Source organism: Metabacillus litoralis, assembly GCF_020524045.1.
Taxonomy (GTDB): Bacteria; Bacillota; Bacilli; order Bacillales; family Bacillaceae; genus Metabacillus; species Metabacillus litoralis_C.
Map to the genome: position 1 here is coordinate 465,122 of NZ_JAIVKL010000001.1, position 16,949 is coordinate 482,070.

Consider the following 16,949-nt stretch of genomic DNA (forward strand, 5'->3'; position numbering starts at 1 on the left):
GTTATAGCAAAATAGGTACTATCCTATGAAGAAAAGATGCTAATATGCTTTATATAGTGCTGTAAACTTAGAGTTGTTAAAGCAACAAAGTTTACGAAAACAGCCTTTACTAAAAATTATCCTATTCCTTTAATTAAGATGATGCTTTTTGTTCTTGCAACAATGGTTCCATTTTTATTTTTTCCATTTTTTCTATAGAAACAACAATATTATCATAAGCAAGCTGATCTATAATTCCCCCAGTAATATTCAAAGAAGCAACTAAAACATTAGGATCACCAATAGCCGTTATAACAAATGGAGCAGGAAATTGATTACCATCAACTGTTACTACAGGTCCATTACAATAAATATAGGAATGACGTGATAACCTCTGTCCATTTACAGACACAGAGTCAGCACCTGAAATATATAATTCATTTATCACATCAAAAATATGACTTTCATGAACAATATAATTGTTAACATTCTCTCCTTCCGGAACATATGAAGCATCTTCTAAGACAACCTCTACACCTTTTCCCTCTACAGCCACATCTCCAACATACATACGGTATTTCTCTACGTCTTCTACAAGATTAAAATAAACCTGCTTCTGATCCTTTAGAGATTCCTCAATTTTTTTTACTTCTTCCTGTTTTGCAAATAGTTCCTTTTGAAGCTCTCTATTCATTTCCTCATTCATAATGAGTTGAGATCTTATTGAGTACTCTTTATCCCATTGCTCTGTAGTAATTGTGTGATTTTTATTCTTTTCTTTAGTTAATTGAAAGGAGTAGGATATTAAGAAACCTAATACTAAGAGAACAAGGGATAAAATAACATAACTACCCCTCAATTTCACTTTCATTTTCTACTTCCTCCTCTTTCTTTAATTGATCGTAAGATTTGAAATAAGAACCCACTTCTAAGTGAATGACACCTTTACTATTCTCGTCAAGGGTATTAACGATATTTGGGTATTTTTCCATCTTCTTTGAAAATGTTCGAACGGTAGCTATTACTTCGAAGCCATCATTCATGTATAGTTTAACGAGCCATGGATCTGTCTTACCTGGAGTATGATGTATCTCTGAAATTGAGTTTACAATAGTTGGTGATAACTTTTTTAATTCACTAATCATTTCTGAGATTTCTTCATCACTTTTCCAATTAATCAAAATTGGAGCATCTGCCGGTATTGTAACAATTCGTTCCTGAAGAGCTTGTCCATTTTCTAATATTGGAAGATATTCACCAGCTTTTTCGAGATAAGCAATACTCTCGAATTCTTTGACATTTAAAACAATGTAATTTGGCAATTTTTTTTCAACTTTCACATTTTTTATTTGCAGATGTTTTTCAACCTTTTTCTTTACATGATCTGAATTAATATTCCAAAAACCTGTTGAAGTTGAAATACCACTCATTTCAATGATTTCATTTGATTCAACGTGTTTATTACCATTCACTGTTATTGTTGAAACTTTACTTAGTGGAGATTGAAAATAAATAACAAGTAATATTAATAGGAAAAATATTGATAAAAAAGAAATAAGTCTGCGATTTGTTTTATGTTTTCGCTGCTGTTGTAATTTTGGTATGCGATCTTCTAACGAAACAACTTTTTTCTCCAAACAATTCACCCCAACCTAGCATCATGTACTAGGAACTTTTTTATTTACGTTTTACTATATAAAATACATAAAGATTATATTAAGTGTCTTTTGTTTTTTTATGTCTATTTTATGAAAGCTGTTTTTCGTAAACGTTGTTGCTTTTTAATACTTTATGGAAACAGCACTATATAAAGTCTAGTGGCATCTTTTCTTCTAGAATAGTCCCTCTTTTATGAGATTAAACACTGTTTTTCACGGAGAATTAGGTCAAGTAGCAACAATCTTTCAGCAAAGAGCCTTTATGAAGTATATTGCTAATTTTCTATAAACAGTATTTCAGTAAAGGATCTTGATACAAAGAATGATTTACTAACAATATGCAACGCTGTTTGCTGAAAAAGGACTTAATAAGTAGTGCTAATAAACAAATATCTTGAATGATAAAACAAACGGCATATATCATGCCGTTTATTTTTTCATTACTTTTTTAATTCGTTTATTGTCCGTTGTTATTATAACACAATAAAAGGAAATAATGGTGTTGAATATGATTATTTACTACCAATAATTTCAACTTCTGTTTCCATTGTAATTCCATACTTTTCAAAAACCTTTGTTTTCACAAATTCGATTAAATCAAATACATCTTGAGCAGATGCCCCACCAGCATTCACAATAAAATTGCCATGCATATCAGATACTTGTGCTCCACCTATTCGATGCCCTTTTAAACCTGCATCTTCAACAAGCTGGCCAGCATAATTTGGTAGTGGATTACGGAAAATGCTTCCAGCGCACGGGAAATTCCATGGTTGTGTATCTCTTCTATAATCTTTGTTTTTTTGCATAACCGCTACAATATCTTCTTTCTCACCTTCTTGAAGTTGTAAAACAACCTGTATACATATGCCAGGTCTTTTTTCTTGAAGAACTGAGGTCCGATAAGAAAATTCTAATTCTTCGTTTGTTAACCACTCCAATGTACCATCTTCAAACAACACGAGTGCTTTTTTCACAATTTTAGACATATCAGAGCCATGAGCACCAGCATTCATATATACTGCTCCACCAACTGATCCTGGTATACCACTAGAAAACTCTAAACCGGATAAACCTCTCTTACTAATCAAAGTTGCCAGCTTTATAATTGAGTATCCTCCACCAACAGTTATAACATCACCATCAATTTCCATTTCATCCATACCAGAACCTAATTTAATCACAACACCTTCAATACCTTTATCAGCAACTAGAAGATTTGATCCTCTTCCAATTGCTCTCCATTTAGTTCCGTATGTTTTAATAATTTCTAGAGCCTTGGTCAACATCTCACTATTAGAAGGTTCAATCAAGATCTCTGCAGGTCCACCAATTCTTATTGTTGTATGTTTTGACAATGGTTCATTTTCAAGAACCTTTCCAATATCTGCATTTTTTAAATCATTTAGTAAGTTACTCATATAATACCTCCTCATTCTTTATACATGAACGAATTTTTCTATTTTACACTTATATTTTGCATGACTTTATATAATCTTTTAGCGGCATCTGGTATACCTAATTCTCTGGACGCTTTTCTCATTTCATCTAGTTTCATTTGATTTAATAAAATATAATCAATCTTAGAAAGCAAGGTTTCACCAGTTAATTCTGACTCCTTTAGCAATATCGCTGCATGATAATCACTTAATGATTTAGCATTTACCTCTTGGTGATTTGCTGTTACATAAGGGCTAGGAATTAATATACTTGGTAAGCCAAGTGCTGTAATTTCTGCCAAAGAGGTTGCACCTGCTCTAGAAACAATCAAGTCAACACCTGCTAACACTTCAGGCATGTTATGAATAAATGGTTTAACAATTACCTCTGAAGAATCACTCAATTTATTAATCTCAGCCATTACCTTTTCATAGTGCACTTCTCCTGTAACATAAACAACTTGATAAGGTTTTCCTGCTAGAGAAGGTATCATTTTCAACACTGCGTCATTAATGGCTCTTGCTCCTCTGCTACCACCAAAAATTAAAACTGTTTTCTGATGATTCTTTAATCCTAAAGTCATTCTTCCTTTTTCTGCATCTTGACCAAGTACTTCTGATGCACGTGGATTACCTGTTAACACCACTTTATGCTCAGGGAAGTATTTTTTTGCATCTTCAAAACAAATAGCAACTTTATCTACATACCTTGAAAGGAATTTATTTGTAACCCCTGGTAAACTGTTTTGCTCATGAATAACAGTTGGTATTTTTAATTTTGAGGCAGCATAAACAACAGGTCCACAAACATATCCACCAGTTCCAATTACAACATCCGGCTTAAATTCCTTCAAATATTTCTTACTTATAGATACACCTTTTAAAAATCTAGAAATAGTTTTCACGTTTTCAAATGATATTTTCCTCTTAAAACCTGTTATCTCAATGGATTTAAAAGGAATTCCTGCTCTTTGAACAATATCATTCTCTAATCCTTTTTCTGTTCCAATATATAAAAATTCAACGTTAGGATCATGTTTTTTTATTTCGTTAATTAATGCTAATGCAGGATATATGTGTCCCCCAGTTCCTCCACCACTTACTACAACCTTCATAGTTGTCTCCACCCCTTCTGATAATAAATTGTTTTTATTTACATAACTTAATTAAACTCTTTTTAATTTTCTCTGTTTATTTTTTGATCATGATCTTACTACTATGAATGAATAAACCTTCTTGATCTCGATATATTTTCGACCTCTATTTATATCATCTTTACATTTATTCGACGAATTTACTTGAAAATACTATGGAAAGCGAATACCTAAAAAGGAAATCAACACTAATTTTAACAAAGCTTTATATAATATGTTCTTATAACCGTTGCAAACAATCTCGTTCCAAAACCTATAAAACATGAAACAATAGTTATCTTATAAACATATGCAATCTATGTAAAACGTATTAAAGGCTGACTATTAAGGACTGCTTAGAGGATCTTCCTCTTAAGTTTGTCACTTACCTTGTCAGCCTTAATTTAACTTCTTATATTGTAAATGATAAACAACCATTATTAAAACTTCTTTTCTTATCTTAGTATTTAGAATATCTACTCACGTTTAACAAAACGCCTATAGCCATGAGCATGAGAGTTAAAGAAGATCCTCCATAGCTTAAAAACGGAAGAGTAATCCCAGTAACAGGCATGAGTCCAGTGACTACACCTATATTGATCATTACTTGAATAGCAACCATTGTAATGATACCAATAGCTAAAAAGCTACCATATAGATCTGGTGCTCCTAAAGCAATTCTAATTCCTCTCCAAAGTAGTAATCCAAATAATAGAATAACAAAAGATCCACCAATAAACCCTAACTCCTCAGCTAATATTGCAAAAATAAAATCTGTTTGAGGTTCAGGCAAATAAAAGAACTTTTGTCTACTTTGCCCTATTCCTAAACCAAACAAACCACCAGGCCCAATAGCATATAATGATTGGATTATTTGGAATCCACTACCAAGGGGATCTTCCCAAGGATCTAAAAAAGAAGTGATTCGTTTTATTCTATATGGTGCTGATAAAACGAGTGCTACAAACCCTGCAACACCAATTAGTCCTAACCACACAAAATGAATAACTCTTGCACCTGATACAAATATCATAACAATACATGTTCCGACCATCACTGTCCCAGTTCCTAAATCAGGTTGTAGCATAATAATTCCAAAAGCAGTAAAAACAAGACCAAGTGAAGGGACTAGACCCTTTTTAAAGGAAGTAATTTTTTTCTGATTTTCTGATAAAAACTTTGCTAAAAAAGCAATCATCGCTAATTTCATGAACTCAGAAGGTTGAATTGAAAATGCACCAACACCAATCCAACTTCGCGAGCCATTACGCTCCATTCCTATTCCAGGAATTAAAACTGCTACTAAGAGAAAAAAACAAATAATAATAATCATTTTGGACCAAGTTCTCCATGTCCAATAGTCAACATTCATGATAAAAAACATCGCGATAACTCCAACACCTGCAAATAACAGCTGACGTTTCGCAAAAAAGAACGAATCGTCGAATTTATATGTTGCCCAAACTGCACTTGCACTGTATACCATGACAAGACCTATTGTTAAGAGAAGTAATGTTAGTATAACTAATATAAAATCTGGTGTAGACCTTTTTGCTGTCAACGCCGAACACCCCTGTACCAAGTTTATTAAGGGCTGTTACGATCATAGGTAAGCGCTAAAGCGCACTGACTACAAATAAACATTGTACAAGCCCTTAGTTAAGCTTATGCACGGCCCCAATAAAAATGTCTCCTCTTTCTTCAAAAGTTTTATACTGATCCCAACTTGCACATGCTGGAGATAATAATATAACATCTTTTGATGTGGAAACTTCAAACGCCGAATATACTGCTTGTTCCACATTATCGACACGTTTGATTACTTCTATTCCAGATTCTTTTGCTATACGTTCTAATTTTGGTGCTGTTTCCCCAAATAAAACCATTGCCTTTACATTTGTTAAATACGGTTTCAAATCATCAAACTCATTGCCTCTATCAAGACCACCTGCCAACAATATTGTTGGTGTAGTGAAGGCTTGCAGTGCTTTACTTGTAGCCAATATATTAGTTGCTTTAGAATCATTATAAAATCGTCTTTGTGATACATCTCCAACAAATTGAAGCCTATGTTTTACACCATTAAAAGAAGTTAATACTTTTCTTATGGAGTGGTTAGATACGCCTCTAAGCTTTACTGCAGATATTGCTGCTAGGACATTTTCAATATTATGCTCACCTGGAAGTACGATATCTTTGATTTCGATAATATGTTCACCTTTAAACCAAATACTATCATCCTTTAGATATGTACCATCCATACATTCTTTTGTTGATGAAAAGAAGAGTTTCTCCGCTTGAGAAGTTCCAGCATTACGCATAACATCCTCATCATCAAAATTAATTATCGATATATCATCAGCACTTTGATTTTCATAAATTTTACTTTTTGCATAAATGTATTCATCTTTTGTACCATGATAGTCTAAATGCGCATCAAAGATATTCAATATCATTGCAATTTTAGGTTTAAATTCCCTTGTTCCTAACAGTTGAAAAGAAGATAATTCCATAACAATAACATTTTCTTTTGTAGCATTCTGTGCGACTTCACAAGCTACAGTTCCAATATTACCTGCAATTAGAGGCTGTTTTTTATCTTCTAAAAGAATTTCATAGATAAGGGTCGTTGTCGTTGTTTTTCCATTTGACCCTGTAATAGCAATAATATCTGCTTCAGATATTTTATAAGCTAACTCTACTTCTGTTAATATAGGAATTCTTTTTTCTTCTGCTAATACAATAAGCGGATTCGAATAAGGGATGCCAGGATTTTTCACTACCACATCAAGTAGATCAGAAATCAATGATGGTGGGTGTTCACCAGTAACCACGTTTATTCCTAATTCTAATAATTCTTGAACTGCAACATCTTCTTCTTTAGCTTTCAAATCATTAACTGTTACATTTGCACCTAGCTTATGTAATAATTTAGCGGCTGCTAAGCCGCTTTTTGCCAAACCTATAACTAAAACATTTTTATGTACATACTCATTAATATTTTTCAATTACAACCACACCTCAATATAAATTCCGAGTACTGCAAATATCAATCCTATCGACCAAAACGTAACAACAACTCTCCACTCAGACCATCCCACTAGTTCATAATGATGATGAAGGGGGCTCATTTTAAATATTCGTTTTCCTGTAGTTTTAAAAGAGATTACCTGAATAATAACTGATAAAGTTTCGATAACAAAAACTCCACCAATAAGAACAAGTAATATTTCTAGCTTAGTTAAGATGGCTATCGCAACAATTGCACCACCTAAAGCAAGTGACCCGGTATCACCCATAAATACCTTTGCAGGATGTGCATTAAAAACTAGAAATCCTAGTACAGCACCTACTACTGCAACAGAAAAAATTGCAACATCTAATTGAGACTGATTCCAAGCGAGCACTGCAAATGCTCCAAACGCTATTGCAGCTGTTCCTGATAATAATCCATCTAAACCGTCAGTTAAATTAACTGCATTTGATCCACCAACAAGCATAAAGATCACAAGTACTACATATCCCCAACCTAAATCGAGTGAGAAACTTGTTCCAGGTATGCTAATTTCTGTTGAGAAATCATATTGCGTATAGACAATATAAAAAATAATTGCGATGATTACTTGCCCTAACAACTTTTGTCTAGAAGTTAATCCTAGGTTTCTTTTCATAACAACTTTTATAAAATCATCTAAAAACCCTAACAATCCATAACCTAGAGTTACAAATAATAATAAATACATCTCAACACTCAATTGAGAGTATTTCCCTGTCATCACAATTGTAGTAATAAGAATAGCAAAAATAATCATGACTCCGCCCATGGTAGGGGTTCCTGATTTTTTTTGATGTGATTTTGGACCTTCCTCTCTAATACTTTGACCAAATTTCAATCTTCTTAAGAAAGGAATAATAAGTGGGGATAATAATACACTTATTAAGAATCCCATGGCTATTGTAATTAATATAGCTTGCTCTAACATGTATATTTCCCCCTTTCTATCAATGTTTTATTGCTATATACGAGCATGTTATATATGCAAATATCATATGTCTCATTTTCAAAAATATGTTTTACTATCGTATTTTCAATCATCTTATCAACTTCTCTTTCTATCTTTGTTACCTATTCTATGATTTAAAAAGTTCTCTAACTACATCATTTTTGTTTATAAACACATATACATTAGAATAGATTTTTTATTTTGACACTTTTTATACTTCATTTTTAATTTCCTTTAAGGTCATTCACTCCGTTAGCAGTCAGGGAGCTTCTTACTAAGATCGATCTATAGGCTTTCTCTTCAGACGCTTATTCTTAGAAAAAGACTCGTTATTATTAACGACAATATCATTAGTGTTTTATATCATCATTAAGCATTAAAAAAGATTATTTTAAGAATGATCTGATCGCTTTTATTGCAATTTCTCTATCATCAAAGTCAAAAGTCTTATCACCAATTTGCTGATATGTTTCATGTCCTTTACCAGCAATTAATATGACATCACCTTTTTTTGCATGTTTAACAGCATATTGTATCGCTTCTTCTCTGTTAGGATTTACGTGATAGTGTAAACCTGTAACACCCTTTTCCATATCCTTTAATATCATTAGAGGATCTTCACTTCTTGGATTATCAGATGTAAAGATTGGTTCATCACTATACTGTGAAGCGATTTTAGCCATTAATGGACGTTTTGTCTTATCTCGATCTCCACCACAACCTACTATACAAAAAATATGTCCTTCTGCAAATTGTTTAATTGTTTGAAGTACATTTTCTAAGCTATCTGGTGTGTGTGCATAATCAACAATCACTGTATATTCCTGATTAACATCTACAAGCTCAAAACGTCCTCTTACACCTTTTACCGACTCTATAGCTTTAATTATCGTCTCTAAATCAATAGATGAAGCAAGACACGCTGCTACTGCAGCTAAAACGTTATAAACACTAAATTTCCCAACCATATTAATTGTTACTGTTCTCTTTCCCATTGGCGTAGTAAGAGTGAATTGAGTACCTTTTGATGTCATTTTAATATCTTTAGCCATAATATCTGCTTGTTGATCAATTCCGTACGTTAAAATATTAGCAGCTGTCATTTTTTTGTATTCTTTTGAAGCTTCTTCGTCTTCATTCAATACAGCAATTTTTATTTTATCATGTTCGAATCGATTTCCTAGCTGAGCAAACAAAAGTCCTTTAGCAAATTGATAGTCCTTCATGGTTTCATGATAATCCAAATGATCTTGTGATAAATTTGTAAATACAGCTACATTGAAATCACAACCATGAATTCTACCTAAATGAAGGGCATGTGAAGAAACCTCCATAATCGCATGAGAAACATCTTTTTGCATCATTTCATAAAATGTCTTTTGCAATGTTAAGCTTTCAGGTGTTGTGTTTTTAGCTGTTTTAAGTTCATCGGCGATCTTTATGTACATTGTCCCAATTAGACCGGTCTTCTTTTTCGCTTCATTTAATACTTCTTCGATAATATGTGTTGTAGTTGTTTTACCATTTGTTCCAGTTACACCAATAAGATGCATATGATGAGTAGGTTGCCCGTAGAAAATGTCAGCAAGCCTAGCCATTGCTCTTTTTGTATCTTTCACAATAACAACAGGTACGTTTACATCTAATTCTTTTTCTGCCAGAATGGCAACAGCACCATTTTTAACAGCTGTTTCTGCGTAATCGTGTCCATCAACAGTATATCCTTCAATACAAATAAACAGGCTTCCTTTACCAACATCCCTGGAATCCATTTCAATTGAATGAATAAAAGGATTTTCGTCAAGATCATTTTTTTGGTTTTGTAAATATGTAAGCATTTCATTTAGTTTCATTATTAATTCCTACTTTCATCACAAAGCTTTACGTCTACTCTCTCTGTTGTTCAAACAATTCTTTTTTAGTTTTTGTTCTCCGTCCTTATTTTATCTTACTTATAAAAAAAGAGCCATCCTTCGTTTCATTTTCTTAATAAAATAAAACATTTCTTCTGAAAAATTTTGTCTATTAACTAGCACAAACCTTATAAATGATATTAAAGTTCTGTAATATGAACATCTTATCTATTACCACATCCATATCATAATGGTAAGGAATAGATATATAGCAAAATCAGATGAACTTTTGCGAATATAACAGAAAGAAAGCGTGCCATTTTATTATTTAAAAAGGCATGCTTTCTTTCATCTAATCCTTATCAGATTTATCTTTATTATTATCTTCACCTAAAAACACACGTACTTTAGAACCTTCTTTCACCTTCACACCAACGCTTGGGGATTGCTGCACAACAACATCTCCTTCACCAGAAACATCAAGTTTCAAATTAACCATTTGCTCTGCAAGTTCTTGTTTTGTTAATCCTATAATATTCGGAACTTCTACTAATTTTGTGTCTAGCCAATTGTATTCTTTTTCTATTTGATCCTTTCTTGGTTTCACACCAATTTCCGGGAGAACATCTCTCATAATGTTTCCCACGATAGGAGCTGCTACAGTTCCTCCAAATTGTACAGTTCCTTTTGGATTATCTACAGCAACATATATCACAACTTGCGGATCATCTGCAGGTGCAAATCCAATAAATGAAACTATATGATTATTCTCCATATATCTTCCATCTTTAACCTTCTGTGCTGTACCTGTTTTTCCACCAACACGATATCCATCAACATATGCATTACGCCCCGTCCCTAGTGCCACAACACTTTCAAGTGCATAACGGATTTCTTTTGATGTTTCTTCTGAAATCACTCTTCGTTTTGCCTCTGGTGTTTGCCTACTTATTACCTCATTTGTAATAGGGTCAACCCATTCTTTCGCAATATAAGGTGTATATAAAATCCCACCATTAACAGCTGCTGAAACAGCAGTTACTTGTTGAATTGGTGTCACGGAAACCCCTTGACCAAATGCTGTAGTTGCAAGCTCAACAGGCCCTACACGTTCAGGCTTAAACATAATACCTGTTCCTTCACCCTGTAAATCAATTCCTGTTTTTTGGCCAAATCCAAAATCTTTAATGTACTTAAATAAAGTTTCTTCACCTAGCCTTTGTCCTAGCTCTACAAACCCTGGATTACAGGAATTTTGAACAACTTCTAAAAACGTTTGATGTCCATGCCCTCCTCTTTTCCAGCATCTCAACCTAGCTCCATCTACCTCAACTGAACCACTATCATTAAAATCATCTTTCTCAAGATCAACTTTCTTTTCTTCAAGTGCTGCTGCTAATGTAATAATTTTAAATGTAGAACCTGGCTCATAGGTACTCCATACAGGTAAATTACGATTATACACCATTGGATCAACATTCCTAAAGTTAGCAGGATCAAAATCAGGTCGACTTGACATTCCTAAGATTTCTCCATTATTCGGGTTCATTGCAATTGCAATAATACCATCAGGATTATATGTAGCCTGTACATTATCTAATTCTCTTTCAATAATCGTTTGCACTCTTGAATCAATCGTTAATTTTAAATTATTACCGTCAACAGGGGCTGTGTAATCATCTGCTTCATCTGGCATCCTTTGGCCTTTAGCATCCGAAAAAAACTTCACATATCCTTTTTCACCTTTTAACTGCTCATCATAAAAAGATTCTAATCCTAATAACCCTTGGTTATCAATTCCCGCAAAACCAAGAACATGTGACAAATAACTCCCATAAGGATAGTATCTAATAGAATCTTCAGCTATATATACCCCTTTAATATTCAAATCTCTCACTTCATTTGCCTTTTCATGAGAAATTTTTCTACCTTCAGGATTTATCCGTTCAATGGATACCTTATTTGTAAGATGCCCATAAGCTTTTTCCTCTGACATATTTAATGTTGCTGCTAACTCTTTAGCAGCTTCAGCAGGATTTTCAATTTGTCTTGGAACAACATAAATTGAAGGTGCACTCATATTCGTTGCAAGCTTAACACCATTTCGATCTAAGATTTCTCCACGTTCAGGTTCAAAGGGTATATTTCTACTCCATAAATCTTTAGCACCTGATGTTAATGTATTACCAAGAAAAAACTGAACATATCCTAGACGTATATCAATTACTAAAAAAACTAACAAACCAAAAAGCAATGTTAAAGCAAGTCGCTTCCTTACTGTCACATTTGAAACCCGCATATCCTATCCCCCCTTGTCTAGGCTCGTTCAAAATATATGCTTGTACGAAAGAGAATAGAACTCAAACAACTGATGATTATCATTGAATATAATCTTTCTGAATCATTAAGATTGCAAGCGCCCAGTTCAGGTTCAAGTTATAAAACAATACGCAATGGAAGATGATATATTACTTTACATCCATTTTTAGTAGACTTATGACTGAAGAAAAAATGACAGCTAGGGAATAGTTAAATTTTCATTAAATAAGAAAGATTTTTTTCGAAAAAGGTAACCACTGATGCAAGGTGCCAAAAAGAGCTGCTCAATTTTGAGCAGCTCTAGACTCTACACTTTAAGAACCCTCATCGATTGCAATTAAAGGGATAGATCCGTATATCTAAAAATTAAACTATTGATCTTTATCTTCAGCCTTTTTCGATTTCTCAACTGTAGGCTTTTGAGAATCTAACGAAATAGTTAGTAAATCACCTTGTTTTACTATACTTCCTTTTTTAATACTTTGTTTTACGACAAAACCTGAACCTTCCGTTTTTATTGTTAAATTTAAAAGATAACCTAGCTTCATAACATCTCTTCTAGACCAACCTTTCATATCAGGCATTTTAACAGAATCAGAAGTTTTCAGCATCACTTTTTCATCTATAATCATTGATGTATTTGCGTCAGGGTATTGTGAGTTAATACTTGGACCCTCTCCAAGAATGACTGGTTTCAAACCTAACTTCTCAATATTAGCCGTAACCTCTTTTATGTTCTGATCTTTAAATGAAGGAAGCTTAATTCCTTGATTTAGTTCATTTGAATCATTTCCAGTTACGGTATCTGTAGGATCAATTTGCAAATATTGCAAACTATTTTTCATAACAGTATTAAAAATCTTAGATACAGGCATTGCTCCAGCCTGTCCTTCTAATTTTGGTCTTTGTACTGCAACATAAACGATTAATTCAGGATCTTCCTTTGGCGCCATTCCAAGGAATGAAAAAATATAGTTATCATGTCCTCTAAGCACTTCACCAGAATCAGAATACATTTGTGCTGTTCCTGTTTTACCAGCTACTTGATAACCATCAATTTTAAAAAGTTTACCCGTACCCTTTTCTCCAGTTACAACAGTTTCTAAGAGATCTAATACTTCTTTAGATGTTTTATCAGAAATCGGTTCTCCTACAATTGTTGGTTTGGTTTCCTTAACGGTTTCATTTGTATCAGTATTAACTATTTTTTCTATGACAAACGGTTTCATCATTTTCCCACCATTTGCTATTGCTGTTGCCGCTTGAATTTGTTGAATTGGCGTTACAGCTGATGCTTGTCCAAATGATGTAGAAACTTTATCACGATGAAAGGTAAAATTAAACTTACTATTAACCTCATCTGGAAGGTCAATTCCAGTCGGTTTTAAAAATCCAAAAGAATTGAGATATTGATAAAAACGATCTGTTCCTAGAAGTTTATCAGCGATAATAGAAAAGCCAACATTGGAAGAACGCTGGACTCCCTCGTTAAACGTGATTGGTCCCCAACCGACTTTATTATGATCGTAAATATCTGGACCATCAACGGAATATGAGCCAGATTGAAAGGTTGCATTACCATTATAAACACCTTCTTCAATAGCTGATGCAAGCGTAAATATCTTCATTGTAGAACCAGGTTCATAACGAGAAGAAACAACATCATTATAATAAGAATTTATATCTCTTACATTTGGATCAAAACTTGGACGCTGACTCATCGCTAATATTTTTCCCGTTTTTGGATCTGCAACAACTCCAATAATCTTCTCAGGAGTATATTCATCTACAACCTGATTCATCGCATCTTCTAAAAAGGTTTGTATTTTTTGATCAATTGTTAAATAAACATCGTTTCCATTTTCTGGTGCAGTTATTTCATCTTTACTATTTGGTAATTTCCAGTTATATCCATCTTTTTGGTATTTCACAAATCCATCTTCTTCATGCAAATATTTATCTAATGTTTTTTCAAGGCCCATCATACCTACAGCTTCTCCATCATTCTCTTGCTTTTGAGCATACCCTATTAGATGTGATGCAAAAATACCATTTGGATAAAAGCGTTGTGTATCACGACTAAAAATAATCCCAGGAAGATCAAGCTTAGTAATCTCTTCTTTTAAACTATGGCTAATATCTCTACCTGCTACACCGAATTCTACTTGATACAAGTCTTTAGAAAGAAGCTTCTCTACTTCACTTATTTCCATATTTATTAATGGTGCTAGTTTTTGTGTTGTATCCGAGACATCCACAACATGTTGAGGTTTATCAGGGTCTGTTGTTATTTTATCATCAAGAATGGCTACTAGCTTATATGAAGATTTATCTTCAGCAATAACATTACCTTTACGATCTAAAATCGATCCTCTTTCTGCCTCAATTGTTCTCTGGCTTTTATAAAGTTCTTCAACTTTTGCCACTAAAGCCTCTCCATGAACTGTTCCTGTTGATTGAATATAAAAGAAACGAATAAATATAATTAAGAAAAGCAACGCAAAAAAAACAGATAAAACTGCTGCTCCTCTATTCATGTTTTTATTTTTCTGAGTCAATTTCATAAAAAACCTCCTCGTTAATCATACCACCCTCGTCACAATAATCCTATAATACTTTTAAGGGACTAAACCACTTTTTTATATAGTAGTCTAGCCCCTTAAAATATGCACTATTAGTTTTGTACTGTTTTAACACTATTTTGATCTAAAGTTAAACCTAAACTTTTTGCTTTTTCCCAAATACGTTCATATGTACTTAACTCTTCAACCTGAACATGAAGGTCACTATTAAGCTTTGACTGTTCATCAATCTTAGATTCCATTTTTTGGATATCGATATTTGCTTGGTAAAGAGTATAGCTACTTGAAACAATTTTAACTGCTCCTATAACAAAAAGGCCAATGAGTAAAATAACGAGAAACTTCTCACCTAATGTTATTGTGGCTCTTCTTTTAATAATAATTGGTTCATGTTTAGGCATTTGTTGATGTTGCTCTTGTTTTTGTTGTTCTAATTTTCTTGCTAAATTACTCATACGTGGAACCTCCTTAGTCAAATTTTCACATTGTGCCTTAAAATGTTAAAACTTTATATTTTTTCTATAATTCTTAATTTAGCAGAGCGCGCACGATTATTTTCCTGAAGTTCTTCTTCAGAAGGTAAAATAGGCTTTCTCGTAATTAGTTTAGCTTTCGGCTCATACCCTTTTGGAATAATGGGCATATTACGAGGTAACTCAGGTGGTGTTGCTGCTTCCTTAAATGCTGATTTACAAATTCGATCTTCAAGAGAATGAAAGGTAATCACACTAACTCTTCCAGTAGGCTTTAACAAATCAATGGATTGTTCAATAGCTTCTTCAAATACTTTCAATTCATCATTAACAGCAATTCGTATAGCTTGGAATATCCTTTTAGCAGGATGACCACCTTTTCTTCTAGCTGGAGCTGGTATCGCATCCTTAATGATTTCAACTAATTCTCCGGTTGTTTTTATTGGATGAGCTTCACGTTGTGCCTCAATTTTTCTCGCAATTTGCTTAGAAAATTTTTCCTCGCCATATCTAAAGAAAATTTTTACTAAAGCTTCATATGACCAGTTATTGACAACTTCAAAAGCAGATACTTCCGAGTCCTGATCCATTCTCATATCTAGTGGTGCATCATGGTGATAACTAAATCCTCGCTCAGGTGTATCAAGCTGTGGTGAAGAAACTCCTAAATCAAAAATAATTCCATCCACCTTATCTACACCTAAATTTTGTAACTCCTCAGCTAAATAGCGGAAATTACTTTTAACAAATGTAACTTTTCCATCATAATTAGATAATCTCTCTTTTGCATTAGCTAATGCAACATCATCTTGATCAAATGCATATAAATGACCCTTTTCAGATAACTTTGATAGCAGATAGCTGCTATGGCCCGCTCCACCTAATGTACAGTCGACGTATGTACCATCTTCTTTCACATTTAAGCCGTCAACAGTTTCCTTTAGTAAAACAGTTGTATGTTTAAACATAAGTTGTACCACCTTTTCAAATCATTTCTATTAGCTTGTCCACTTTAGTTTATATTTTGCTTAAGTGAAGATTATATATCAAAATCAATCATATTTTCCGCAATCTCTTCAAAAGAATCTTCTTGTTCAGCAACATACTTTTCCCAAATAGACTTACTCCATAGTTCTATCCGATTTGAAACGCCGATTACAACACATTCTTTTTCTAGTTTTGCATACTGCAAAAGTGGTGTAGCAATATTAACACGACCTTGTTTATCTAATTCACATTCAGTCGCGCCAGAAAAGAAGAAACGAGTAAATGCACGTGCATCCTTCTTTGTTAATGGGAGAGCTTTCAGTTTATCTTCGATTGTTTTCCACTCACTCATCGGGTAACCAAATAAGCATTGATCCAATCCTCTAGTCAATACGAAGGCTTCACCTAATCCTTCTCGAAATTTAGATGGGACAATCATTCTGCCTTTTAAATCGATGGTGTGTTGGTATTCTCCCATAAACATGCTCATTGCCCCCACTTTCTCTCCTTAACTCACCACTT

The 16,949-nt window shown here is 33.5% G+C and carries 13 protein-coding genes; all 13 read right to left on the reverse strand.

The genetic code is table 11. The features are described from left to right. Positions 1-133: 133 nt before the first annotated feature. A complete protein-coding gene (locus LC076_RS02220) occupies positions 134-838 on the reverse strand; it encodes a DUF881 domain-containing protein (RefSeq protein WP_226666158.1) in 705 nt (234 codons plus the stop codon). Continuing rightward, positions 828-1,625: a cell division protein FtsQ/DivIB gene (locus LC076_RS02225; RefSeq protein ID WP_319005467.1), complete on the reverse strand. Its 798-nt coding sequence runs from the start codon at positions 1,623-1,625 to the stop codon at positions 828-830. The genes LC076_RS02220 and LC076_RS02225 overlap by 11 nt, the downstream gene beginning before the upstream one ends. Before the next feature lie 524 nt (positions 1,626-2,149). Then, positions 2,150-3,058 (reverse strand): UDP-N-acetylmuramate dehydrogenase, encoded by a 909-nt coding sequence (gene murB / locus LC076_RS02230; RefSeq protein ID WP_226665835.1) that lies wholly within the window; start codon positions 3,056-3,058, stop codon positions 2,150-2,152. Between the two features lie 38 nt (positions 3,059-3,096). After that, the gene (murG, locus tag LC076_RS02235) at positions 3,097-4,191 is read right to left on the reverse strand and encodes an undecaprenyldiphospho-muramoylpentapeptide beta-N-acetylglucosaminyltransferase (RefSeq protein ID WP_226665836.1); all 1,095 of its coding nucleotides are present in this window, start codon (positions 4,189-4,191) and stop codon (positions 3,097-3,099) included. A 478-nt stretch (positions 4,192-4,669) separates the two neighbouring features. After that, complete coding sequence (gene spoVE, locus LC076_RS02240) at positions 4,670-5,770, reverse strand: stage V sporulation protein E (RefSeq protein WP_226665838.1); 1,101 nt, start codon at positions 5,768-5,770, stop codon at positions 4,670-4,672. Positions 5,771-5,864: 94 nt separating this feature from the next. Continuing rightward, complete coding sequence (gene murD / locus LC076_RS02245; protein WP_226665840.1) at positions 5,865-7,217, reverse strand: UDP-N-acetylmuramoyl-L-alanine--D-glutamate ligase; 1,353 nt, start codon at positions 7,215-7,217, stop codon at positions 5,865-5,867. Further along, on the reverse strand, positions 7,218-8,192 hold the full coding sequence (gene mraY / locus LC076_RS02250) for a phospho-N-acetylmuramoyl-pentapeptide-transferase (protein WP_226665841.1): 975 nt from the start codon (positions 8,190-8,192) through the stop codon (positions 7,218-7,220). A gap of 407 nt (positions 8,193-8,599) precedes the next feature. Beyond that, on the reverse strand, positions 8,600-10,066 hold the full coding sequence (locus tag LC076_RS02255; RefSeq protein ID WP_226665843.1) for a UDP-N-acetylmuramoyl-L-alanyl-D-glutamate--2,6-diaminopimelate ligase: 1,467 nt from the start codon (positions 10,064-10,066) through the stop codon (positions 8,600-8,602). 352 nt (positions 10,067-10,418) lie between these two features. After that, complete coding sequence (locus LC076_RS02260) at positions 10,419-12,365, reverse strand: stage V sporulation protein D (protein ID WP_226665844.1); 1,947 nt, start codon at positions 12,363-12,365, stop codon at positions 10,419-10,421. A 391-nt stretch (positions 12,366-12,756) separates the two neighbouring features. Further along, positions 12,757-14,949, reverse strand: a complete 2,193-nt coding sequence (locus tag LC076_RS02265; protein ID WP_319005468.1) for a penicillin-binding transpeptidase domain-containing protein — start codon at positions 14,947-14,949, stop codon at positions 12,757-12,759. Positions 14,950-15,059: 110 nt separating this feature from the next. Continuing rightward, on the reverse strand, positions 15,060-15,422 hold the full coding sequence (gene ftsL / locus LC076_RS02270) for a cell division protein FtsL (protein WP_226665846.1): 363 nt from the start codon (positions 15,420-15,422) through the stop codon (positions 15,060-15,062). A gap of 53 nt (positions 15,423-15,475) precedes the next feature. Continuing rightward, positions 15,476-16,408 carry a 16S rRNA (cytosine(1402)-N(4))-methyltransferase RsmH gene (rsmH, locus tag LC076_RS02275; RefSeq protein ID WP_226665848.1) on the reverse strand — a complete coding sequence of 311 codons (933 nt, stop codon included), beginning with the start codon at positions 16,406-16,408 and terminating at the stop codon, positions 15,476-15,478. Between the two features lie 71 nt (positions 16,409-16,479). Next, positions 16,480-16,911, reverse strand: a complete 432-nt coding sequence (gene mraZ, locus LC076_RS02280) for a division/cell wall cluster transcriptional repressor MraZ (RefSeq protein ID WP_226665850.1) — start codon at positions 16,909-16,911, stop codon at positions 16,480-16,482. Positions 16,912-16,949: the final 38 nt, after the last annotated feature.

Excerpts from the sequence above, each read along its gene's own strand:
- mraY (WP_226665841.1), bottom strand. The coding sequence starts at position 8,192 with ATGTTAGAGCAAGCTATATTAATTACAATAGCCATGGGATTCTTAATA.
- LC076_RS02265 (WP_319005468.1), bottom strand. The coding sequence starts at position 14,949 with ATGAAATTGACTCAGAAAAATAAAAACATGAATAGAGGAGCAGCAGTT.
- mraZ (WP_226665850.1), bottom strand. The coding sequence starts at position 16,911 with ATGTTTATGGGAGAATACCAACACACCATCGATTTAAAAGGCAGAATG.
- ftsL (WP_226665846.1), bottom strand. The coding sequence starts at position 15,422 with ATGAGTAATTTAGCAAGAAAATTAGAACAACAAAAACAAGAGCAACAT.
- rsmH (WP_226665848.1), bottom strand. The coding sequence starts at position 16,408 with ATGTTTAAACATACAACTGTTTTACTAAAGGAAACTGTTGACGGCTTA.
- LC076_RS02260 (WP_226665844.1), bottom strand. The coding sequence starts at position 12,365 with ATGCGGGTTTCAAATGTGACAGTAAGGAAGCGACTTGCTTTAACATTG.
- murG (WP_226665836.1), bottom strand. The coding sequence starts at position 4,191 with ATGAAGGTTGTAGTAAGTGGTGGAGGAACTGGGGGACACATATATCCT.
- murB (WP_226665835.1), bottom strand. The coding sequence starts at position 3,058 with ATGAGTAACTTACTAAATGATTTAAAAAATGCAGATATTGGAAAGGTT.
- LC076_RS02255 (WP_226665843.1), bottom strand. The coding sequence starts at position 10,066 with ATGAAACTAAATGAAATGCTTACATATTTACAAAACCAAAAAAATGAT.